General features: G+C 72.8%; 22 protein-coding genes. 9 read left to right on the forward strand and 13 right to left on the reverse strand.

Annotated features, from left to right (window positions below):
• Positions 1-21 precede the first annotated feature (21 nt).
• On the reverse strand, positions 22-810 hold the full coding sequence (locus tag AC3EUV_RS27935) for a hypothetical protein (RefSeq protein ID WP_432145413.1): 789 nt from the start codon (positions 808-810) through the stop codon (positions 22-24).
• A 194-nt stretch (positions 811-1,004) separates the two neighbouring features.
• On the opposite strand from AC3EUV_RS27935, the gene AC3EUV_RS27940 reads away from it, so the two are divergent.
• The 3 genes from AC3EUV_RS27940 to AC3EUV_RS27950 are packed head-to-tail and all read left to right on the forward strand — an operon-like array spanning position 1,005 to position 4,083.
• The gene (locus AC3EUV_RS27940; protein ID WP_432145414.1) at positions 1,005-2,312 is read left to right on the forward strand and encodes a magnesium transporter MgtE N-terminal domain-containing protein; all 1,308 of its coding nucleotides are present in this window, start codon (positions 1,005-1,007) and stop codon (positions 2,310-2,312) included.
• On the forward strand, positions 2,302-2,880 hold the full coding sequence (locus tag AC3EUV_RS27945) for a DUF1003 domain-containing protein (RefSeq protein ID WP_432145415.1): 579 nt from the start codon (positions 2,302-2,304) through the stop codon (positions 2,878-2,880). The genes AC3EUV_RS27940 and AC3EUV_RS27945 overlap by 11 nt, the downstream gene beginning before the upstream one ends.
• Positions 2,881-2,922: 42 nt before the next feature.
• The gene (locus AC3EUV_RS27950; protein ID WP_432145416.1) at positions 2,923-4,083 is read left to right on the forward strand and encodes an Mrp/NBP35 family ATP-binding protein; all 1,161 of its coding nucleotides are present in this window, start codon (positions 2,923-2,925) and stop codon (positions 4,081-4,083) included.
• An 89-nt stretch (positions 4,084-4,172) separates the two neighbouring features.
• On the opposite strand, the gene AC3EUV_RS27955 is transcribed toward AC3EUV_RS27950, so the two are convergent.
• From AC3EUV_RS27955 to sigE, 5 genes are all read right to left on the reverse strand, one after another.
• Positions 4,173-4,817 carry a hypothetical protein gene (locus AC3EUV_RS27955; protein WP_432145417.1) on the reverse strand — a complete coding sequence of 215 codons (645 nt, stop codon included), beginning with the start codon at positions 4,815-4,817 and terminating at the stop codon, positions 4,173-4,175.
• 119 nt (positions 4,818-4,936) lie between these two features.
• Entirely contained in the window at positions 4,937-5,416 is a 480-nt protein-coding gene (locus tag AC3EUV_RS27960; protein ID WP_432145418.1) for a sec-independent translocase, read from the reverse strand.
• Between the two features lie 116 nt (positions 5,417-5,532).
• A complete protein-coding gene (locus tag AC3EUV_RS27965; protein WP_435604168.1) occupies positions 5,533-7,263 on the reverse strand; it encodes a S1C family serine protease in 1,731 nt (576 codons plus the stop codon).
• Between the two features lie 1,283 nt (positions 7,264-8,546).
• Complete coding sequence (locus AC3EUV_RS27970) at positions 8,547-9,494, reverse strand: anti-sigma factor family protein (RefSeq protein ID WP_432145419.1); 948 nt, start codon at positions 9,492-9,494, stop codon at positions 8,547-8,549.
• A complete protein-coding gene (sigE, locus tag AC3EUV_RS27975) occupies positions 9,491-10,177 on the reverse strand; it encodes an RNA polymerase sigma factor SigE (protein ID WP_387245006.1) in 687 nt (228 codons plus the stop codon). The genes AC3EUV_RS27970 and sigE overlap by 4 nt, the downstream gene beginning before the upstream one ends.
• A 273-nt stretch (positions 10,178-10,450) precedes the next feature.
• Here sigE and AC3EUV_RS27980 point away from each other — a divergent pair, with 273 nt between their 5' ends.
• Entirely contained in the window at positions 10,451-11,134 is a 684-nt protein-coding gene (locus AC3EUV_RS27980) for an O-methyltransferase (RefSeq protein WP_042148253.1), read from the forward strand.
• A 135-nt stretch (positions 11,135-11,269) separates the two neighbouring features.
• Here AC3EUV_RS27980 and AC3EUV_RS27985 read toward each other — a convergent pair whose 3' ends face one another.
• Positions 11,270-11,437, reverse strand: a complete 168-nt coding sequence (locus AC3EUV_RS27985; RefSeq protein WP_006603288.1) for a DUF3117 domain-containing protein — start codon at positions 11,435-11,437, stop codon at positions 11,270-11,272.
• A 323-nt stretch (positions 11,438-11,760) separates the two neighbouring features.
• Here AC3EUV_RS27985 and chcB point away from each other — a divergent pair, with 323 nt between their 5' ends.
• Positions 11,761-12,561: a 2-cyclohexenylcarbonyl CoA isomerase gene (gene chcB / locus AC3EUV_RS27990; RefSeq protein WP_432145420.1), complete on the forward strand. Its 801-nt coding sequence runs from the start codon at positions 11,761-11,763 to the stop codon at positions 12,559-12,561.
• A 34-nt stretch (positions 12,562-12,595) separates the two neighbouring features.
• On the opposite strand, the gene AC3EUV_RS27995 is transcribed toward chcB, so the two are convergent.
• Complete coding sequence (locus AC3EUV_RS27995) at positions 12,596-13,201, reverse strand: DNA-3-methyladenine glycosylase I (protein ID WP_432145421.1); 606 nt, start codon at positions 13,199-13,201, stop codon at positions 12,596-12,598.
• A complete protein-coding gene (locus AC3EUV_RS28000; RefSeq protein ID WP_435604151.1) occupies positions 13,198-13,647 on the reverse strand; it encodes a DivIVA domain-containing protein in 450 nt (149 codons plus the stop codon). Before AC3EUV_RS28000 ends, AC3EUV_RS27995 begins: the two co-directional genes overlap by 4 nt.
• A gap of 92 nt (positions 13,648-13,739) precedes the next feature.
• Here AC3EUV_RS28000 and folP point away from each other — a divergent pair, with 92 nt between their 5' ends.
• Complete coding sequence (gene folP / locus AC3EUV_RS28005; protein WP_432145423.1) at positions 13,740-14,639, forward strand: dihydropteroate synthase; 900 nt, start codon at positions 13,740-13,742, stop codon at positions 14,637-14,639.
• A 351-nt stretch (positions 14,640-14,990) separates the two neighbouring features.
• Here the strand turns inward: folP and AC3EUV_RS28010 are convergent, their stop codons facing one another.
• Together AC3EUV_RS28010 and dapE are read right to left on the reverse strand one after the other, a co-directional pair.
• The gene (locus tag AC3EUV_RS28010; RefSeq protein WP_435604152.1) at positions 14,991-15,740 is read right to left on the reverse strand and encodes an LOG family protein; all 750 of its coding nucleotides are present in this window, start codon (positions 15,738-15,740) and stop codon (positions 14,991-14,993) included.
• A 112-nt stretch (positions 15,741-15,852) separates the two neighbouring features.
• A complete protein-coding gene (gene dapE / locus AC3EUV_RS28015; RefSeq protein ID WP_432145425.1) occupies positions 15,853-16,944 on the reverse strand; it encodes a succinyl-diaminopimelate desuccinylase in 1,092 nt (363 codons plus the stop codon).
• A 40-nt stretch (positions 16,945-16,984) separates the two neighbouring features.
• On the opposite strand from dapE, the gene AC3EUV_RS28020 reads away from it, so the two are divergent.
• Positions 16,985-17,914, forward strand: a complete 930-nt coding sequence (locus AC3EUV_RS28020) for a VldE C-terminal domain-containing protein (RefSeq protein WP_432145426.1) — start codon at positions 16,985-16,987, stop codon at positions 17,912-17,914.
• A 302-nt stretch (positions 17,915-18,216) separates the two neighbouring features.
• Positions 18,217-18,675 carry an ATP-binding protein gene (locus AC3EUV_RS28025; protein ID WP_432145427.1) on the forward strand — a complete coding sequence of 153 codons (459 nt, stop codon included), beginning with the start codon at positions 18,217-18,219 and terminating at the stop codon, positions 18,673-18,675.
• A gap of 76 nt (positions 18,676-18,751) precedes the next feature.
• On the opposite strand, the gene dapC is transcribed toward AC3EUV_RS28025, so the two are convergent.
• Positions 18,752-19,873 carry a succinyldiaminopimelate transaminase gene (gene dapC, locus AC3EUV_RS28030; protein WP_432145428.1) on the reverse strand — a complete coding sequence of 374 codons (1,122 nt, stop codon included), beginning with the start codon at positions 19,871-19,873 and terminating at the stop codon, positions 18,752-18,754.
• 178 nt (positions 19,874-20,051) lie between these two features.
• The gene (gene fdxA / locus AC3EUV_RS28035) at positions 20,052-20,372 is read right to left on the reverse strand and encodes a ferredoxin (RefSeq protein WP_018089397.1); all 321 of its coding nucleotides are present in this window, start codon (positions 20,370-20,372) and stop codon (positions 20,052-20,054) included.
• A gap of 140 nt (positions 20,373-20,512) precedes the next feature.
• On the opposite strand from fdxA, the gene AC3EUV_RS28040 reads away from it, so the two are divergent.
• Positions 20,513-21,586, forward strand: a complete 1,074-nt coding sequence (locus tag AC3EUV_RS28040; RefSeq protein WP_435604153.1) for a GNAT family N-acetyltransferase — start codon at positions 20,513-20,515, stop codon at positions 21,584-21,586.
• Positions 21,587-21,592: the final 6 nt, after the last annotated feature.

Raw genomic sequence — 21,592 nt, forward strand, 5'->3', positions numbered from 1 at the left:
CCGGTGCGCGGCGGGACCTGGCTAGCCGCCCCCGCCGGAGATCCGGGTGCCGTAGTCCACGACCTGGTCCTTGTCCGGGGCCTTGAGGTCCACGCTCTTGCCCCAGTCACCCATCCGCACCACACCCGCGTCGCCGGCCCGGTGCAGCCGCAGCGGGTAGGGCGTGCCCTCCAGGGAGACATCGAGGGTGCCGCCGGAGCCCGCGCCGGCGGTGAGCCGGATGGTGCGGACCCCGTCGAGGTCACCGCGGTCACCGGAGGTCAGCTTGCCGTGCAGGCCGAGCAGACCGGCGAGCAGGGTGTCCTTGTCGGTGAAGCCGCTGAAGCGCTGGTAGACCGGGTCCTTGGCGGGCACCTTGACGTATTTGCCGCCGAGCTTGTTCGCCGCCCCCTGGTCGAGGGCGCCGGACTTGCCGCTCTTCTCACCGGCCCAGAAGGCGGCGTCCGCCTTCAGGTAGAGCGCGTCGCCGATCCGCAGCAGCTGGAAGGCGGCCGCCTTGGTGGTCAGCTCGCCCTTGGCGCCGTCCTTGGCCAGGCTCATATCGAGCTGGTAGGTGCGGCCCTGGCTGACGACATTGCCGGAGAGGTGCACCGTCTCGGCGCGCTGGGCCGCGGCCCGCGCCTTGGCCTCGACCTTCGCGGCGGGCAGCTTTCCCATGCCGTTGGTGCCGGCGTCCGGGTTCTCCTCCCCGCCGCAGCCGGTCAGCGCCGCGGCCAGTGCCGCGCAGGCCGCCCCCACGAGCGCAGCCCGTCCCGTACGACGGGTCGCGGGCAGGGGTCGGGGGCCGGACCCCGGGGGGATTGCGCTCACGTCGGCTCTGCCTCCTGATGCGGGTGACCTCGACAGCAGTACGGCAGCGTACCTGGGCGCGCAGGGTCTTCGGCGGGGTGCGTGGCGGTCACCCTACGGCCTCTTTCACCGGGGCGGCGCGGAGCCGGGCGCGTTAGCCTGAACCCGGATTGATGCCTTATTTCGGGCCGAACGGGAGAAGGGCGGCGCTCTGCATGGCAGTCGTGACGCCCCGGGTCTTCGTCTCCCACCTCGCCGGCAGCGCCGTCTTCGACCCCAACGGCGACCAGGTCGGCCGGCTGCGGGACCTCGTCGCGCTGCTCCGGGTCGGCGACCGTCCGCCGCGGCTGCTCGGCGTGGTCGTCGAGGTGATCAGCCGGCGCCGGATCTTCGTGCCCATGACGCGGGTGACCGGTGTGGACTCCGGCCAGATCGTCATCACCGGTGTGGTCAACATGCGGCGCTTCGAACAGCGGGCGTCCGAGACGCTGGTGCTCGGCGAGCTGCTCGACCGGCGGGTGCGGCTGGTGGAGACCGGCGAGGAGGTCACCGTCCTCGACATCGGCATCACCCAGCTGCCGGCCCGCCGCGACTGGGAGATCGACAAGGTCTTCGTACGGAAGGGGAAGGGCGGGGCGCTGCGCCGCAAGGGAGAGGCGCTGACCGTGGAGTGGTCGGCGGTGACCGGCTTCTCGCTGGAGGAGCACGGGCAGGGCGCGGAGAGCCTGCTGGCCACCTTCGAGCAGCTGCGGCCCGCCGACCTGGCCGGGGTGCTGCACCATCTCTCCGCCAAGCGGCGGGCCGAGGTCGCCGCGGCACTCGACGACGACCGGCTCGCCGACGTCCTGGAGGAGCTGCCGGAGGACGACCAGGTGGAGATCCTCGGCAAGCTGAAGGACGAGCGGGCCGCGGACGTCCTGGAGGCGATGGACCCGGACGACGCCGCCGATCTGCTCTCCGAGCTGCCGGAGGAGGAGAAGGAGCGGCTGCTGGCGCTGATGCGGCCGGAGGAGGCCGCGGATGTCCGGCGGCTGATGTCGTACGAGGAGCGGACCGCGGGCGGGCTGATGACCACCGAGCCGATCGTGCTGCGGCCGGACGCCACCGTCGCGGACGCGCTGGCCCGGGTCCGCGATCCGGATCTGTCCCCCGCCCTGGCCGCCCAGGTCTATGTCTGCCGGCCCCCGGACGAGACCCCCACCGGCAAGTACCTGGGCCTGGTGCACTTCCAACGGCTGCTGCGCGACCCGCCGTTCACCCTGGTCAGCTCGATCGCCGACACCGACCTGCCGGCCCTGCCGCCGGACACCCCGCTGCCGGAGGTGACCAGCTACCTGGCCGCGTACAACATGGTCGCCGCGCCGGTCGTGGACGAGAGCGGGGCCCTGCTGGGCGCGGTCACCGTCGATGACGTGCTGGACCATCTGCTGCCGGACGACTGGCGGGAAGACGGGCTGCACGGCTCGGCGACGGACGGACTGACCGGCAACGGCCGCCTCGGGGAGGCCGCGCATGGCCGCTGAGGAGCGGGACGGCGGCCGGGAGCGGTCGCGGGCGAACGGCGCCTCCGCGCTGCGCCGGGGCACCGTGGACCGGCCCCGGGTGCGTCTCGACCAGCCGCGCGCCCCGCGCCGTACATTCCTGCCCGAATACGACCCGGAGGCCTTCGGGCGGCTCTCGGAGAAGATCGCCCGCTTCCTGGGGACCGGCCGCTTCATCGTCTGGATGACCTTCACCATCATCGTGTGGGTCATCTGGAACACCACCGTGCCCGGCGGGCTGCGGTTCGACCAGTATCCGTTCATCTTTCTGACGCTGGCACTGTCGCTCCAGGCGTCGTACGCCGCGCCGCTGATCCTGCTGGCGCAGAACCGCCAGGACGACCGCGACCGGGTCACCCACGAGCAGGACCGCAAGCAGAACGAGCGCTCCATCGCCGACACCGAGTATCTGACCCGGGAGATTGCGGCGCTGCGGCTCGGGCTCGGCGAGGTCGCCACCCGCGACTGGATCCGCTCCGAGCTCCAGGACATGCTCAGGGACCTGGAGCTGCAGCCGGCTGACGCGGAGAGTGACGAACGCGACCGCTGACGGCCTTTCCGGAGGCCGCCTCATGCGCCGTACCATCGGGACATGGCCAACGACACTCCCCCAGGCACCACCCCGAGCGAGGACGCGGTCCGCGAAGCGCTCGCGACGGTGAACGACCCCGAGATCCACCGCCCCATCACCGAACTGGGGATGGTCAAATCGGTGGACATCGCGGCGGACGGCGCGGTGGCGGTCGTGGTCTATCTGACCGTCTCCGGCTGCCCGATGCGCGAGACGATCACCAGCAATGTGCGCGAGGCCGTCGAGCGGGTCGAGGGCGTCACCTCCGTCGCCGTCGAGCTGGACGTGATGAGCGACGAGCAGCGCAAGGAGCTGGCGGCCTCGCTGCGCGGCGGCACCGCCGAGCGTGAGGTGCCGTTCGCCCAGCCCGGTTCGCTGACCCGGGTCTACGCGGTCGCCTCCGGCAAGGGCGGCGTCGGCAAGTCGTCGGTGACGGTCAACCTCGCCGCGGCGATGGCGGCCGACGGGCTGAAGGTCGGTGTCGTGGACGCCGACATCTACGGCCACTCCGTGCCCCGGATGCTGGGCGCCTACGGCAAGCCCACCCAGGTCGAGAACATGATCATGCCGCCGTCGGCGAACGGCGTGAAGGTCATCTCGATCGGCATGTTCACCCCGGGCAACGCCCCGGTCGTCTGGCGCGGCCCGATGCTGCACCGCGCGCTCCAGCAGTTCCTCGCCGACGTCTACTGGGGCGACCTGGACGTGCTGCTGCTGGACCTGCCCCCGGGCACCGGCGACATCGCCATCTCGGTGGCCCAGCTCGTCCCGAACGCCGAGATCCTGGTGGTCACCACCCCGCAGCAGGCCGCCGCCGAGGTCGCCGAGCGGGCCGGTTCGATCGCCGTGCAGACCCACCAGAAGATCGTCGGCGTGGTCGAGAACATGTCCGGGCTGCCCTGCCCGCACTGCGACGAGATGGTCGATGTCTTCGGCACCGGCGGCGGCGAGCGGGTCGCCGAGGGCCTGACGAAGACGACCGGCACACAGGTGCCGGTGCTCGGCGCCATCCCGATCGACGTCCGGCTGCGCGAGGGCGGCGACGAGGGCAAGCCGGTCGTGCTGACCGACCCCGACTCCCCCGCCGGCTCGGCGATCCGCACCATCGCGGGCAAGCTGGGCGGCCGCCAGCGGGGCCTGTCCGGTATGTCGCTGGGGATCACCCCGCGCAACAAGTTCTGAGACGGGGGCCGGCGCCGGCTCCCGGATGACGCGGAAAGGGGCGGGCCCGTACGGGTCCGCCCCTCGCTGTGACGCCCGCTCGGGCCCGGTCAGCCCTCGTACGCGGACAGGTCCTTGATCACCGAGAAGCCCAGCCCGTAGGCGCTCATGCCCCGCCCGTAGGCGCCGATGTGCACCGCCTCGGGGCCCTCGCTCGCCGAGCCGGCCAGCACCCAGCCGTACTCGGACTCGCGGTAGGCGAACGACGTGGGCACCCCGTCCACCGGCAGCATCAGCTCGCTCCAGCTGCCGCCGCCGAGATCGTCGGCCAGCTCCCAGGCGAGCATCGTCTGCTGGTCCAGCCAGTCCTGGCGCAGCGTCCGGTCCATCTGGGTCGGCCAGGTCTGCGCGAGCAGCCCCGACCCGGCGAGCCAGGCGGCCGTCGAGACCGAGGTCGCCTCCAGGACGCCGGTGCCGTCACCGCTGCGCCGCACGGGGCGGCTGGCGACCGTCACCACGACCGCGAAGCGCTCGTCCTGCGGCGGCTCCACCTTGATGGTGGGCTCCTCACCGTGCCCGGTGGCGCCGTGCTCGACGGTGCCGTCCGCGGCCGCGCCGACCTGCATCAGCCAGCGCGGACCGGTGAACGCCTCGTCGAGGCCGTACCACGGGAACGCGGCCAGCAGATAGCCGTCGACCTTCCGGCCGGCGCCGGCGGCCGCCTCATGTGTCGCTGACGGACTGGTCGTCTCCATCTGCGCGGAGCCTCCTTGTTGCCCTGCGTCGTGGGCGGCCCGCCCCCCTCAGGCGACCGAACCCCGGACACCCGGAGCATAGCCATAGGCTTCCACACAGACAGTCATACCGGTGTGTGTCAGGTGGCGTCGGCGTCGAACGGCGGACGCTCGTCCGGCTGAGCGGTCCTCTTGACCATGTCGGGACGCCCGGCGGAGGCGGCCGGGGACTCCTTGGTCAGGCTCGGACCCGAGCCGTTCGAGGGCGTGGCGGAGGAAGCGCTGTCGTGGCCGTGGACGGCGTCGGTGACCTCGGCCATCTCCTTCTTCAGGTCGAAGCCGTTACGGATCTCCTGAAGGTCCTTGAGGCCGTACTCGTCCTTCTCCAGGACGTGCTTGCGCACAAAGTTCTTGGGCTTGAGGTCCTCGAACTCGAAGTCCTTGAACTCCGGCCCCAGCTCGCTGCGGATGTCCTCCTTGGCGCTGTCCGAGAACGCCCGGACCTTGCGGACGAAGGACATGACGTCCTGGATGACCTTGGGGAGCTTGTCCGGACCGAAGATGAGGACGGCAAGGATCACGAGCGCCACCAGCTCGAGGGGTCCTATGTCGAAGAACACCTTGCAGCTCCTTGGGTTATCCGCGGCCTTCGGTGGCCTAGGGGCCAGGCCGCCTATCACGGTACCTGGCCCCACACGTCGGACGGGAGTCACCCGTACCAACACAGTGCAAACGATCAGCCCGTACTGGAGGAGCCCAGGCTGAGCCGGACGGACCGCTCCTTACCGCCCCTCTGGACGGTCAGCACCAGCGTGTCGCCGGGCCGGTGGCTGCGGATCTTGACGATCAGCTCCTCGCCGCTGTGCACGGGGGCACCGTCGACCTTGGTGATCACATCGCCGGCCTTGATCCCGGCCTTGGCGCCAGGGCCGCCCGGGAGGACCGGCTGCCGGCCGTCCTTGCCGCCCTCACTGACCCGCGCCCCGTCGCCCGCGTACTCCATCTCCAGCGTCACGCCGATCACCGGGTGTGTCGCCCGGCCGGTGTTGATCAGCTCCTCGGCCACCCGCTTGGCCTGGTTGATGGGTATGGCGAAGCCCAGCCCTATGCTGCCGCCCTGGCCCTGGCTGTCGCCGTCCGGGCCGCCGCCGCTGTCGGCCGCGCGGATGGCGCTGTTGATGCCGATTACCCGCGCCTTGGCGTCCACCAGCGGACCGCCGGAGTTACCCGGGTTGATGGGGGCATCGGTCTGAAGGGCATCCACATACGACACATCGCTGCCGTCGCCCTTCCGGCCGCCCGCGGTGATCGGGCGCTGCTTGGCGCTGATGATCCCGGCCGTGACGGTGTTGGCGAGGTCGAACGGTGCGCCGATCGCCACCACCGGGTCGCCGACCCGCACCGAGTCGGAGTTGCCGAGCGTGAGCTGCCGCAGCCCCGCCACCCCCTCCACCTGGACGACGGCGAGGTCGTAGCCGCCGTCCCGCCCGACGACCTTGGCCTTGGCCGTCTGGCCGCCGCTGAAGGTCACCGAGATCTCGCCACCGCTGCCGGCCGGTTCGACCACGTGGTTGTTGGTGAGGATGTGCCCCTGGTGATCGAGGACGAAGCCGGTGCCGGTCCCCTGCTCGGCGCTGCCCCGCACGTGCAGGGTCACCACCCCCGGCAGCGCGGTCTGCGCGATCCCGGCCACGCTGTCGGGCTTACGGCCCCCCTCATCGGCCCCGGACTGCGAAAGCTTGATGTCACTGAGCCCGCCGTAGCGCTCGACATACGCACCGATGCCCCCGCCGACACCCCCCGCGAGCAGGGCGAGCGCCACCGCGCCGACGACCAGCGGCCCCCGCCGCCGACGCCGCCCGGCCATCGGCGCGGGCGGTTCGCCCTGCAACGGCGCACGCCAGGGGTCGTATTGGTGCCAGGCGGCTTGGGGGGTGGGGGTGGGGTGGGGGGTCGGCGTGTGGTTGGGGGTGGGGGTCGGGCCGGGGTGTGGGCCGGGGGCGTGGGGTGCGGGTGCCGGGGCCGGGTGGGGGCCGGTGGGGCCGGGCTGTGGGGCGGACGCGTGGGGCGCGGTCGCCGGGGCCGGGCGGGGGCCGCCGTCGCCAGGGTGGGGGATGAAGGCGCCGTCCGTGCCTTCGGGCGGCGCGTCGGGTCCGGCGGCCGGGCCGGCCGCGGTGTCCATGGATGCGCTCTGTGAGCCGGTGGCTCCGGGGGCGGCGGTCTGTCCGGGAGCGGGCTGCGGGACGGCGGTCTGCCCGGAGGCGGGCTGCGGAGCGCCGGTCTTCTGGAGACCCGGCCGGTGGGGCACGGCAGGGTCGGCGGCGGGCCGGGGGTGTGCGGCGTCTGCCGCCCCGGCCGGGTGCGGCTGCTCGGCGCCCGGTGCGAGCGGCGAGCCCTCGCCGCTGGTGCCAGACGGTGCGGCGGGCGCGGGTGACTGCGGCGAGCCCGGGTAGGCCGCGGCGGGCATCGCGGGCTGCGGGACGGCCGGGGCACCGTACGGGGGCAGCGGCCCGGCCTGCGGCGGAAGCACCGTGCCCTGTGCGGGGGTCGCCATCGGCCGCTGCACGGGCGGCGCGGGCGCCCAGGGCCCGGGACCGCCGTAGGGAGGTGTGCCGTACGGGTCCTCGGCGTGCAGGGGCTGCTGGGGCGCGGCGGCGGGGGGCTCGGTCGGTGCGGGGGCGGCGGGCGGTATGGGGGTGGGGGCCAGGGGGGTGGCCGTGGTGGCGGGTGCGGCCGTCGTGGCCGCGGCGGCCGGGATCTCGGCAGGTGCGGGCGCCACGGGCGACGCCGCACCGGCTTCGGGGGCGGCGGGCGGGGTGGCCGTCGAAGCCGAGGTTGCGGGTGCGGGTGCGGGTGCGGCAACGGTGGCCGACGTGGCCGCGGTACCGGGTGCCGCCGTTGTGGCCACCGTGGCCGTGGTGTCCGGCCCGTCCGGGGTCCGGGCAGGCAGACCGGCCCCGTCCCGTACGTCCTCGCGCACCTGCCCCAGTGTCACCGTCGCCGGGGCGGTCCGGGCAACCGGAGCAGCCTCGTCCGGTGCGGCCTCGCGCACCCGCCCGAGCGTCACGGTCCCCGGCTCCGGGCGCGCACCGCCGGCCCGGCCGTCCACGGTCGCGGCGGTCTCCTGGTTCGATCCGGCCCCGGCGGCGGTCACGCCCGGCGCCACCGTCAACTCGTCGGCGGGACCGGCCACTTCGGCCGTCCCGGCGGCTCCGGGCGACCCGGGCGCCGCCGCGCCGTTCCGCGGCTCCGGCGGACGCACGGTCCAGTCCTCCTCCGGCTGCCCGGCGGACGTGCCCGGCACGTGGGGCAGCCGGGCGGTCACGGCCTCGGCCGCGTCGGTCACCGTGGCGCCGTCAGCCACCGTGGCACCGTACGGCCCGGATCCGGCCGACGAGCCCGGCGCCGCGCCCGGTGCGTCCCCACGCTCCGGCGGACGCACCACCCAGTCCTCGCCGCTCTGGTGCACGTCGGACGTGCCGGAGCTCTCGGTCCGCGTCCCGTCCGACGGGCTGCCGGCGGGCGGCGCCGTCTGCGGGACGGCCTCGGCGGAGGGTTCCGTGCCCGCGCTGCTTCCCGGACGGCTCCACCACTTCAGCTTCGACCCGGCGGCCTTACCGTCGTCCATGCTCTCCCCAGAGTTCGCCCGCGTCGTGCGCGGGCCACCACCACCTCGCGGACGCGCCCGGTCAGGGGTGCGCCGCCCCACAGGGATTCAACCAGTTCCGTGTGGGGCCGCGCAGGGGACGGTCAGCGTGGGGCAGGGGCTCCGCCCTTGGCGGAGGGGCCCGCCGCGGCCGCGGAGCCGATCAGCGGACGCTTGGGCTCCAGCGGCGGGAGCGCCGGCGGGTTCTTCCGCAGCGGGGAGTTGCCGGTGGCGGTGGTCAGCGGCGCGAGGTGATACGGCGACGCCGGGCCGCTGCCGGCTATCAGCGGCGAGAGGCCGAAGCGACCGGCCGGCGCGGATGCGGGTGCCGACGCATAGGGGGCGGGGGGCGCCGCACCGGGGGCGTACAGGGCCATGGCGCTGGGGGCCGGGGCCAGGGTCGGGCCGCCGGACGGCTGCCGGCCGGCGGAGTTCCTGGCGGCGAACTCCGCGCCGCGGAGCAAGGAACCGCTGTCGGCGGCCGGGCTGACGCTGAGCGGGGTGACGGTCGTGCCGCCGCCGTCGACGCGTCCGCCGGGCAGGTCGACGGCCGCTTCCAGCGGGAGGGCGCCACCCAGCGCGAAGGCCGCGAGGGAGACCGCACCGGCCGCCGCGAAGGCGAACCGCCGCCGCTGTGCGGGACGGTCGACCTCGTGCACCCGGAAGCCGCGGCCGCGCTGGGTGGGCAGCGCCGCCATGGCATGGCCGGAGTGACCGCCGGAGGGGACATAGCGGAAGGCGCCGCCACCGCCGGCGAATTCGCCGCGTCCGAGGGCGCCGTTGCCGAGCCGGCTGCCGGGCCCGTCGGGGTCGCCGCCGGGCAATTGCTGGAGACGTGCCAGCAGGCCCTCGGACGGCCCGGGGGGTGCCGCCTGGGCGAAGACGTTTTTCAGCCGACGCTGGGCGTCGGCCTCCGCCTTGCATTTACCGCAGGTCGCAAGGTGCGCGAGCACCCGCTCGCGCGCGTCATGCCCCAACTCGCCGTCGACCAGGGCCGCAAGGCGGTCGCCGAGATGCTGCTCGGCGGGGGACGGACCGCCGTTGCCGCTCACGCGATTCCGACCTCCTGCGAGGGCACCACGGCCAGCGAGCGCCGCTGCTCGCGCTCTTCGGCGCGGGTGGCCGGGGCCCGGTGCTTGAGGGACTTGCGCAGATGGGAGCGGCCACGGTGGATCCGGCTGCGGACCGTGCCCAGCTTGACGCCGAGCGTCGCGGCGATCTCCTCGTAGGACAGGCCCTCGATGTCGCACAGCACGACCGCGGCGCGGAACTCCGGCGCCAGGGTGTCCAGCGCCTGCTGCACATCGGCGTCGAAGTGGGTGTCGTTGAAGTGCTGCTGCGGGGAGGGCTCGCGGCTGGGGAGCCGCTCGGCCGCGTCGTCACCGAGCGCGTCGAAGCGAATACGCTGACGGCGCCGGACCATGTCCAGGAAGAGGTTGGTCGTGATGCGGTGCAGCCAGCCCTCGAAGGTGCCGGGGGTGTACGTCGACAGCGAACGGAAGACGCGGACGAACACCTCCTGGGTGAGGTCCTCGGCGTCGTGTTGATTGCCGGTGAGGCGGTAGGCGAGGCGGTAGACCCGTGCACTGTGGGTGCTGACGATCTCCTCCCAGCTGGGCGGAGTCCACGCCTGCGCATCCGCGTCTGCGGCAAAGGTCGCGGTGGTCGCGGAGTCGGAGGCCCCTCCCATGCCCTTCGGGCCGTGGGGGCGGAAACGGTCAGCAGTGTTTGTCACGGATTTCGGCTCGGCGAACGACCTCTTCAAGCGCCTCAGCACCCCTCGGTCACCCGCCGCAGCCGCACCTCCCCTGGTGGCTCTGGTGGTGTCCAGTAGAGCCCCTACCATATCCACCTCGCCCGTTAGCTCCGGATAAGCAGTTTTGACCTGCATTTGGTCCTGCTTCTCGTCTCGCGCGGTCTTCACCGTGCATCCCCCCGTCATCCCGCTACCCCTCCTTAACGTCCAGTCCCATCTGCGGGTTCCCGCACGCAGCGGATACAGTCACGGTTGCGTCAACTACGGGGACAGGAGAGGGCCATTACCGGCAACCGGCAGACGAGCTTGGCATTCGCCGAGGCGTACGGCGCCGGGACCATCGACGACAGCGCCGAGGCCGCCCTGCACTGGTCCCGTGACCGCGCACGGGAAGCCGGAATCCGCACGGTGACCACCGGCACCGGCTCGGCCCTCCGTCTGCTCGCCGCCGCCGTGGACGCCAAGGCGGTCGCCGAGATCGGCACCGGCACGGGCGTGTCGGGCATCTACCTCCTGCACGGCATGCGGCCCGACGGGGTGCTGACCACCGTGGACCTCGAACCCGAGCGCCAGGCGTTCGCCAAGCAGGCGTTCCGTGCGGCCGGCTTCGCCGGGAACCGCGCCCGCTTCATCCCCGGCCGGGCCCTGGACGTACTCCCCCGGCTCGCGGACGGCGGATACGACCTCGTGTACTGCGACGGCGACCTGATGGAGTGCTTGGAGTACCTCGCTGAATCGTTGCGTCTGCTGCGCCCCGGCGGCCTGGTCTGCTTCGAGGGCGTCTTCGCGGACGGCCGTACGGTCGATTCGGCGGTGCAGCCCGCGGAGGTGCTGCGCCTGCGGGAACTCCTGCGGGCCGTAAGGGAGAGCACGACCCTCGTGCCGTCCCTGTTGCCGGTCGGCGACGGACTGCTCTGCGCCGTCAAACGCGGTTGACCCACCCGGCTCCGGAGGGACGAAACGGCCCCGGCACGCGGCGCGCCTTCACTGCGCGCCACATGCCGGGGCCGGGGTAATTCGGCTGGGGATACCGGGGCCAGCCCCGGGAAACCGCCGGTTGCGCCGCCCTTGTCAGACGGTGACCTTGTCCAGGGCCTCACCCAGGGCCTTGGCTTCGTCGGGGGTCAGCTCGACGACGAGCCGCCCGCCGCCTTCGAGCGGAACACGCATGACGATGCCCCGCCCCTCCTTGGTCACCTCGAGCGGGCCGTCGCCCGTCCGCGGCTTCATGGCCGCCATGCTCGTTCCCCTTCCTGAAACCAGCTCATCTCAGCCGACGGCCCGAATAGGCACGTGTCACCGGCATCGAACACATTGCTTCCAGGCCATTATCCCGCATCGAACGACCCGATGACCAACATCGGGCTGCATCCCTTCGGCAACGCGCTCCCGCAAACCCCCTCAATTCGGAGAGCTGACTGCAATACTTCTCCGCCCGCCGACCCCCGGCGCGCCCGCAATCTTTGATGTACGTCACATGCCGATGCCCGATGATCTCCGGCATCCTGAGCGCTGACTGCCGCTGCCGAGCAGTCCGAGCCGCGACGGAGGGGACTCCCACTATGGCCGACACCGTGCTCTATGACGTGACCGACGGACTCGCGACGATCACGCTCAACCGCCCCGACGCGATGAACGCGCTGAACATCGAGGCGAAGGTCCTGCTGCGGGACACGCTCCAGGAGGCCGCCACCGATTCCGCCGTGCGCGCCGTTCTGCTGACCGCCACCGGGCGCGCCTTCTGCGTCGGTCAGGACCTCAAGGAGCACATCGGCCTGCTGGCCGAGGACCGGGCCACCGGCTCCGGGAAGACCATGAACACCGTGCGTGAGCACTACAACCCCATCGTGACGGCGCTGACCGAGATGCCCAAGCCCGTGGTGGCGGGCGTCAACGGGGTCGCCGCGGGCGCCGGCGCGGGCTTCGCGATGGCCGCCGACTACCGCGTGGTCGCCGACTCCGCCTCCTTCAACACCTCCTTCGCGGGGGTCGCGCTGACCGCCGACTCCGGGATGTCCTGGACCCTGCCGCGGCTGATCGGCCAGGGCCGGGCCGCCGACCTGCTGCTCTTCCCGCGCAACGTCGGTGCCCAGGAGGCGTACGAGCTGGGGATCGCCAACAAGGTCGTGCCGGCCGAGGAGCTGGCCGAGGAGGCCGCGGCCGTCGCCCGCCGGCTGGCCCAGGGCCCGACCGCCGCGTATGCCGCGCTCAAGGAGTCGCTGGCCTACGGGGCGGGGCACTCGCTCGTCGAGACCCTCGGCAAGGAGGACGAACTCCAGGGCCGGGCCGGGGCGTCGGAGGACCACCGGATCGCGGTCGAGGCGTTCGTGAAGAAGGAGAAGCCGGTCTTCCTGGGGCGCTGACCGCCCTGGGACCGGCCCCGCCCGGCTGGCCGGGTCAGCCGGCCGCCGCCTCCACGGCCGCCCGGACGTGGCACTCCGCCAGATGGTCGTTGACGAGGCCGCAGGCCTGCATCATCGCGTAGGCGGTGGTCGGGCCGACGAAGCGGAAGCCGCGCTTCTTGAGGTCCTTGGCGAGCGCCGTGGACTCCGGGGTCGTCGCCTGGACGTCGTCGACGGTGCGCGGCACCGGCCGGCCCGCCCGGGCGGGGGCGAAGGACCAGATCAGGTCGTCGAGCTCGCCGGGGGCCAGCTCGGCGGCGACCTTGGCGTTGTTGATCGTCGCGGCGATCTTGGCGCGGTTGCGGATGATGCCGGGGTCGGTGAGCAGCCGCTCGGCGTCCGCGTCCGTGAACCGCGCCACCTCCGCGATCCGGAAGCCGGCGAACGCGGCGCGGAAGCCGGGGCGGCGGCGCAGGATCGTGATCCAGGAGAGCCCGGACTGGAACGCCTCCAGGCTCATCCGCTCGAAGAGGGCGTCGTCGCCATGGACCGGCAGGCCCCATTCGGTGTCGTGGTAGGCGCGGTAGTCGGCCATCTGCGCCGACTCCAGGCCCCACGGGCAGCGCGGGATGCCGTCCGGTTCCCTCACCACGCCGCTCATGCCCGCTCCTCGTCGTCCGGCCGCTGACCGGGCGCTTCGGGTGCGTCCGCGGATTTCCGGTCGCCGCGCCCGGGGGCGGGCCCCGTCTCCGGCACCGGCCCGAGCACCGGCGGGCCGTCCTGTATCAGCCCCGGGCCGCCCATGGCGGAGGCATGCGCCCCGGCCAGCGCGGCCTCCAGCTCGGCGATCCGGGCGTCCCGCTCGGCGAGTTCGGCGCCCAGCCGGTCCAGGACGTCGTCGACTTCGGTCATCCGATAGCCACGGACGGTCACCGGCAGGCGGACGGCGGCGACATCGGCGCGGGCCACGGGGCGGTCCTCCGGCAGCGGGTCGTGCAGCCGGTCCGGCTCGGAATCCCGCAGCCCACCGCCGTCACCGCCGCCGACCACCACGAGCGTGACCGCGGCCACCACCACGACCATCGCGATCAGCAAGAACCAGAACACGACCAACTCCCCGGACTATGTGCCTGCACTGATCGTGCCATGCGGGTGTGACAGTTAGGGTCGCTCCCGGACCACGGAGAGGGAGTCAGGGAATGCTGCGGCTGGGGAATCGCGAGTTCGGCGCGCATGAGCCGGTGATCATGGCGATCGTCAACAGGACGCCGGACTCGTTCTACGACCAGGGCGCCACGTTCCGTGACGAGCCCGCCCTCGACCGGGTGGAACAGGCGGTGGCCGACGGTGCCGCGATCATCGACATCGGCGGCGTCAAGGCCGGTCCCGGCGAGGAGGTGAGCGCCGAGGAGGAGGCCCGCCGCACGGTCGGGTTCGTCTCCGAGGTCCGCAAGCGCTTCCCCGATGTGGTGATCAGCGTCGACACCTGGCGGCACGAGGTCGGCGAGGCGGTGTGCGAGGCCGGCGCGGATCTGCTCAACGACGCCTGGGGCGGCGTCGATCCACGGCTCGCCGAGGTTGCCGCGCGCTATGACGTCGGCCTGGTGTGCACCCACGCGGGCGGCGCCGAACCACGGACCCGGCCGCACCGGGTGACCTACGACGACGTGATGGCGGACATCCTTCGGGTGACGCTCGGACTGGCCGAACGGGCCGTGGAGTTGGGCGTCCGGCGGGACGCGATCATGATCGACCCGGGGCACGACTTCGGGAAGAACACCCGGCACAGCCTGGAGGCGACCCGCCGGCTCGGCGAGATGGCGGAGGCCGATCCCCGAGCTCTCGGCTTCGCCGGAGCAGGTGATACGCCCTTCCCGGTGCTGGTCTCGCTGTCCAACAAGGACTTCGTCGGCGAGACGCTCGACAAGCCGGTCAAGGAACGGGTCCTCGGCACCCTCGCGACCACCGCCGTCTCGGCCTGGCTGGGCGCCCGGGTCTACCGCGTCCACGAGGTCGCCGAGACCCGGCAGGTGCTGGACATGGTGGCCTCGATCGCCGGCCACCGGCCCCCGGCCGTCGCCCGCCGGGGCCTGGCCTGAGGGAGACGGCCCTTAGGGCTCGTGCGAACGGATGCCGTAGGGGGTGCGTGAGCCCCCTCGGGGCCGACAACGGGATGGGGGGCGGGGGTATTCCCGGGGCGGGCGCCGGCCGGGCGCCTGCCGGGGGCCGGCGGCGGAATTCCCGGGCCTGGCCGGTCGGCAGGGGCATTTCCAGGCGGCGCCCGGCCGGCGCCCGCATTCCCGGGCAGCGCCCGTTGGCGACGGCGGCATTCCCCCCGGGCCTCGCCGGTCGGGGGGCCCGGGCCTCGCCGGTCGGCGGGAGCCCGGGCGACCCCGTTCAGCCCGGGGCCCGCGCCGCACCACTCGGCGCGAGGCCCGGCCCCCCGCCCCCTAGATCCCGACCTCCTTAGTCACCAAGGCGATTGCCTCGTCCACGTCGTCGCTGAGGTGGAAGAGTTCCAGGTCGTGCATGGATGCCTTGCCCTGGGCGATGAGGGTGTCGCGCAGCCAGTCGACGAGGCCGCTCCAGTAGGCCGTGCCGAACAGCACGATCGGGAAGCGGGTGACCTTGCGGGTCTGGACGAGGGTGAGCGCCTCGAAGAGTTCGTCGAGGGTGCCGAGGCCGCCGGGGAGCACCACGAAGCCCCGGGCGTACTTCACAAAGCACGTCTTGCGGACGAAGAAGTAGCGGAAGTCGACGCCGAGGTTCACATACTCGTTCATGCCCTGCTCGAAGGGCAGCTCGATGCCCAGCCCGACGGAGGTGCCACCGGCCTCGTTGGCGCCCTTGTTGGCGGCCTCCATGGCGCCGGGGCCGCCGCCGGTGATCACCGCGAAGCCGGCGTCGACCAGGGCCCGGCCGATCCGTACCCCGGCGTCGTACTCCATGGAGTCACGCGGCGTACGGGCCGAGCCGAAGACGCTGACGGCCGGACCCAGCTCGGCCAGCGCGCCGAAGCCCTCCACGAACTCCGACTGGATGCGCATCACGCGCCAGGGATCGGTGTGCACCCACTCGGAGGGGCCTTCGGAGTCCAGCAGCCGCTGGTCGGTGGTGCCGGCCTGTACCTGCTCCTGGCGGCGCAGTACGGGACCCAGCCGCTGCTCCTCAGGGACCGGTGCTCCCTCGGGACTGGCCATGTCGTGCTCCCTCCGCTGGCAGATCGTTTGCCTGTTCAGCGTAGATCCGCCGACATGAAGAGCAGGGGAATTCGGTGGGGAGGCGAGCGGTCGGCGGCGGGCCCGGGGGGCGTCAGGCCGTCAGCCAGGCACGCAGCCGTTCCTCGCAGTGCAGGATGCGGTCGATTTCCACCCGCTCGTCCTTTTTGTGCGCGAGCAGGGAGTAGCCGGGGCCGTAGTTGACGGCCGGGACACCCAGGGAGCTGAAGCGCGAGACATCGGTCCAGCCGAACTTGGGCATCGCGGTGCCGCCGACGGCTTCCATGAACGCCTTGGCCGCCGGGTGGGCGAGCCCCGGCAGTGCGCCCGGGGAGTGGTCGTCGATGACGAACTCGTCCACCGGGCAGTCCGCGAAGACCTCGCGGACGTGGGCCACCGCCTCGTCGGGGGTGCGGTCCGGTGCGTAGCGGAAGTTCACGGTGACCGTGCAGGCGTCCGGGATGACGTTGTTGGCGACGCCGCCCTCGATGCGTACGGCGTTGAGGCCCTCGCGGTATTCGAGGCCGTCGATGACCGGGCGGCGCGGTTCGTACGCGGCGAGCTTCGCCAGGATCGGGGCGGCGGCGTGCAGCGCGTTGGCGCCCATCCAGCTGCGGGCGGAGTGGGCGCGCTCGCCGGTGGTGCGCAGCAGGACCCGGAGGGTGCCCTGGCAGCCGCCCTCCACCTGGCCGTCGGACGGCTCCAGGAGGACGGCGAAGTCCCCGGTGAGCCAGTCGGGGTGGGCGTCGGCGACATGGCCGAGGCCGTTGAGGTGCGCGGCGACCTCTTCGTTGTCGTAGAAGACGAAGGTCAGGTCGCGGTTGGGGGCCGGGACGGTGGCGGCCATCCGCAGCTGGACGGCGACCCCGGACTTCATGTCGCAGGTGCCGCACCCCCAGAGCACGCCGTTCTCGTCCAGCCGGGAGGGGACGTTGTCGGCGATCGGCACGGTGTCGAGGTGTCCGGCGAGCACCACCCGCTCGGCGCGGCCCAGGTCGGTGCGGGCCACGACGTTGTTGCCGTAGCGGTCGACGGTCAGGTGCGGGAGCGCGCGCAGCGCGTGCTCGACGGCGTCGGCGAGGGCCTTCTCGTTGCCGCTCTCGGAGGGGAAGTCGACGAGCTGCGCGGTGAGCGCGGCGGCGTCGAGCGAGAGGTCGAGGGCGGGGTGATCTGTGGAGCGCTCCATGGATCCGACCCTATCGGCAGCACTCCAGTACGGTGGGCCCGTGTCCGCACAGCCCTCAGCCCCCCGCCGCCGCGCCCGTCTGTGGCGTGCCGCCGCAGCCGTCGCCGTACTGATCGGACTGGCCGGCTATCTCGTGGTCCAGTTCGTGACCGGTGGCCCGGGAGCACCGCAGTGCACGGTGCGCGCCGAAGGGGACGCGAAGGATTACGAGCTGTCCCCGGAGCAGGCCGCGAACGCCGCGACGATCTCGGCGGTGGCGTCCTCGCGCGGCCTGTCGGAGCGGGCGGTGACGATCGCGCTGGCGACCGCGATGCAGGAGTCGGGGCTGCGCAACATCGACTTCGGTGACCGGGATTCGGTCGGGCTCTTCCAGCAGCGGCCGTCGCAGGACTGGGGCAGCGTGCAGCAGATCATGGATCCGGTCTATTCGGCCGGGGAGTTCTACCGGCATCTGGCGAAGGTGCCCGGCTACTCCCGGCTGCCGCTGACCGTCGCTGCGCAGAAGGTGCAGCGCAGCGGCTATCCGCAGGCGTACGCGAAGCACGAGGCGAACGCCGCTCGGCTGACCGGCGCGCTCTCGGGCCGCGACCGGGACGCGATGACCTGCACGGAGAGCCGCCCGGTGGACGGGCAGGCGGGTGGCGCCGCGGCGCTGCGGGAGCGGCTGGTGCGGGAGTTCGGCGCCGGGGTGCTGCCGCGGACGGGCGACGGCAAGGGCCGTGCCACGGGCGGCGGGAGCGGCGTGACGATACCGGTGCGGCAGTCCGGTGCGGTGGGCGCGGGCGATGCCGAGCGGCGCGGCTGGGAGCTGGCCATGTGGGCGATGGCGCACTCCGCCGAGCTGCGCATCGAACAGATCTCTTACGCCGGCCGGATGTGGCAGGCGGACGATGCGGGGAAGGGCTGGCAGCGGAAGCCGGACGATTCCGCGGTGGCCGCGCACCATGTGCGAATCGTCACCGCGCAATAGTTTGCCCGGTCGCCCGGAAGGGGCACCGGTAGCAATTCCCTTTCACAGAAGGCGAGTTGACCGCATCCCGCGCACGCCTTCCGTCAATTCCCTTGTACGCAAAGGGCTGTGACGTTTCCGCGGCACCTCGGCGTGTGCACATATTGCCCGTCTTTATCCAGGGCCGATTATGTGACGCGTTACCAACTCTTTACCGGAGTTCACCGCAACCTTCGGGGTTCTGACGCGGTAGTCAGTGCGTCCGCCAGGCGGACATGGCACATCTGTCAGAAGTACGAGTCCTTCTCCGTAAAAGGAGCACCATGTCCCTCCCCGTTACGCGTCGGATCGCCCGAGCCGCCCTGCTCGTTGCAGCGGGTGCCGCTCCCGTGGTCGCTGCGGCCGGCTCCGCGAGCGCTGCGGAGCTGCCCACCAAGGCACTCGGCGGACTGACGGCGCCCCTGGACTCCCAGAACACCAGCGCGACCCTCGACCACACCGCGCGCGACGGCGTCGGCCTGGTGAACGCGGCCGGCAGCAAGGCCGCCACGAAGCTCGCCCCGGCGCTCGTCGAGACCGCCGGCCCCGTCGTGAAGAAGGCCATGCCGTTCACCCAGGCCGCCGTTGACAAGGCGGAGGGCGTGGCCCGCCCGATCGCCAAGAAGGGCGTCTCGACCAGCTCGCTGCCGCTCGACGCCGCCAAGGGGCTCGTCGGCTCGCCCAAGGGCCTGCTCGCGCCCGCCACCGGCCTGCTCGGCGGTCTGCCGCTCGGCGGCCGCTGACCGGCGGTCCGCCCGTACGACGCAGGGGCCCGGGGAGTTCACTCTCCCCGGGCCCCTGCGCGTGGTCAGCCGCGGCTCAGTCCGCCAGCCGGCGCACCGCCGCGTCCACCCGCTCGTCGGTGGCGGTGAAGGCGATCCGTACGAACCGCTCCCCCGCCGGGCCGTAGAACTCGCCGGGGGCGACGAGGATGCCGCGCTTGGCGAGGTCGCCGACGGTGTCCCAGCAGGGTTCGTCGCGGGTCGCCCAGAGGTAGAGCGCGGCCTCGCTGTGCTCGATGCGGAAGCCGGCGGCCTCGAAGGCGCCGCGCAGCGCGGCGCGGCGGCGGGCGTAGCGCGCACGCTGCTCGGCGACATGGGCGGTGTCGCCCAGCGCCGCGACGGTGGCGGCCTGCACGGGCGCCGCGATCATCATGCCGCCGTGCTTGCGGATCTGTAGCAGGTCGCCGAGGACCGCGGCGTCACCGACGAGGAACGCGGAGCGGTAGCCGGCCAGGTTGGAGCGCTTGGAGAGCGAGTGGACGGCGACGAGGCCGTCGTGGGAGCCGCCGCAGATGTCCGGGTGCAGCACGGAGACCGGGTCGGCCTCCCAGCCCAGTTCCAGGTAGCACTCGTCGCTGAAGACCAGCACCCCGTGCTCGCGCGCCCAGGCGACGGTGCGGCGCAGCTCGTCGGCGCTCAGCACCCGGCCGGTGGGGTTGGACGGCGAGTTCAGCCAGAGCAGCTTCAGACCGTTGGGGTCCAGCTCGGTGGGGTCGTCGTAGACGACCGGCTCGGCGCCGGCCAGCCGGGCGCCGACCTCGTAGGTCGGGTAGGCCAGCCGGGGGTAGCCGACCTTGTCGCCGGGGCCGAGGCCCAGTTGGGTGGGCAGCCAGGCCACCAGCTCCTTGGAGCCGACGACCGGCAGCACATTGGTGTGCTCCAGGCCCCGGGCGCCGAGCCGCTCGGCGGCCCAGCCGGTGAGCGCGTCCCGCAGCGCGGCCGTGCCCCACACCGTCGGGTAGCCGGGGCTGTCGGCCGCGTCGGTCAGCGCCTGCCGCACCAGCGCGGGGACCGGGTCCACCGGGGTGCCGACGGACAGGTCCACGATGCCGTCGGTGTGCGCGGCGGCGGTGGCCTTATACGGCTCCAGGCGGTCCCACGGGAATACCGGAAGGCGGTCGCGAAGCGACTCGGGCCGGGATGACGATGCTGCGCCCACGGTGCTCTCTTTCTCGGGTGGTGCGGGGCCCTCGGCGGAAAATGCTGCGGTCCCGTACGGCGGCAGGCCGTACGGGACCGGGGCGGCGCCGTCGACCTCCCGTGGCTGACGCTGGAGGTGCCCCCCACGACACGGGAGCAAGAGGGAGCGGGCAGGCTCCCCCTTGGTCCTCGGGTCGTTACTGGTTCTGCGGCGGCAGGGCCGCGATGAAGGGGTGGTCCCGCTCGATCAGACCGAGCTTGCTGGCGCCACCGGGCGAACCGAGCTCGTCGAAGAACTCCACATTCGCCTTGTAGTAGTCCTTCCACTCCTCCGGGGTGTCGTCCTCGTAGAAGATCGCCTCGACCGGGCAGACCGGTTCACAGGCGCCACAGTCGACGCATTCGTCCGGGTGGATGTACAAGGACCGGGAGCCCTCGTAGATGCAGTCGACCGGGCACTCCTCGATGCACGCCTTGTCCTTGACGTCGACACAAGGCTGCGCGATGACGTAGGTCACGCTGTCGTTCCTCCTCGGTAGGGCCGGCGGACCGATTGGCAGTACCGCCGCTGGGCGCGCGGGAGCGCGGCGTCGTCGATGCCCGCCATCTAGTATCTCCGTTCCCGGGCGCGAGACGAACAAGAGGGGCGGTTTGAGCGATGGAATTCCTGGCCGGCGGACGCGCGGAGGTCCGGATCACCCGTGCTGACGTGGGCAAAAGGGTATCCGTCCGGCGTCTGACCGGGGGCGGTGCGGGGGTTCCCGCGTTCACCGACGCGGTCGGCGTTCTCACATCCTGGGATCAAGGTGTGCTGAGCATCACACGGCGCAACGGCGAGACCGTACGGATCGAGGAGTCCTCGCTGGTGGCGGCCAAGGTGGTGCCCGACCGTCCGGCCGGCGCCCGGCACGGGGCCGCGCGGCCGTCCACTGGGGAACCGGCCCGCCGGCGCGGGCCCGCCGCCACCGCCCGCGAGCTCCAGACCGTCGCGGCCCGCGGCTGGCCCGCCGTGGAGACGGCGCGTCTCGGGGAGTGGACGCTGCGGGCATCCGGCGGATTCACCCGCCGCGCCAATTCGGTGCTGCCGCTCGGCGACCCCGGTGTCCCGCTGGAAGCTGCGCTGGAGCGGATCGGCCAGTGGTATGAGGAGCGTGGTCTGCCGCCGGTGATCGTGGTCGCCACCGGGCTGGCCGACAGCGATGAACGGCTGGCCGCGGAGCTGGCGGAGCGCGGCTGGACCGACGAGCGGTACACCACCGTCCGGATCGCGGCGCTGGCGCCGCTCGCCGACACCGACGCCGACACCTCCCGCGCCCTGCTCTCGCGGGAGCCCGGCGCGGACTGGCTGGCGCTGTACAACCGGACCGGTGAGGCGGCCGCGTCGGAGGAGGCCACCCGGATCGCCCGGCAGGTGCTGACCGGCGGGCCGTCGGTGTGGTTCGCGACGGTGCGCGGCGCGGACGGCGGGACGGCGGCGATCGGACGGCTGGTCGTCGACGGGCGCTGGGCGGGCTTCGCGGCCCTGGAGGTGGCACCGGCCGCACGGCGGCAGGGGCTGGCCACGCTGGTGATGGCGGCGCTCGCCGAGCGGGCCCTGGAAGAGGGCGCCTCGGCCGCGTATCTCCAGGTCGAGGCCGACAACGCGGACGCTCTCGCGTTCTACGACCGGCTGGGCTTCACCGAGCACCACGGCTATCACTACCGGCGTGCCCGGCCCGGCGGCCGGCGCTGAAGGGGT

The organism is Streptomyces sp. bgisy130, from assembly GCF_057708345.1.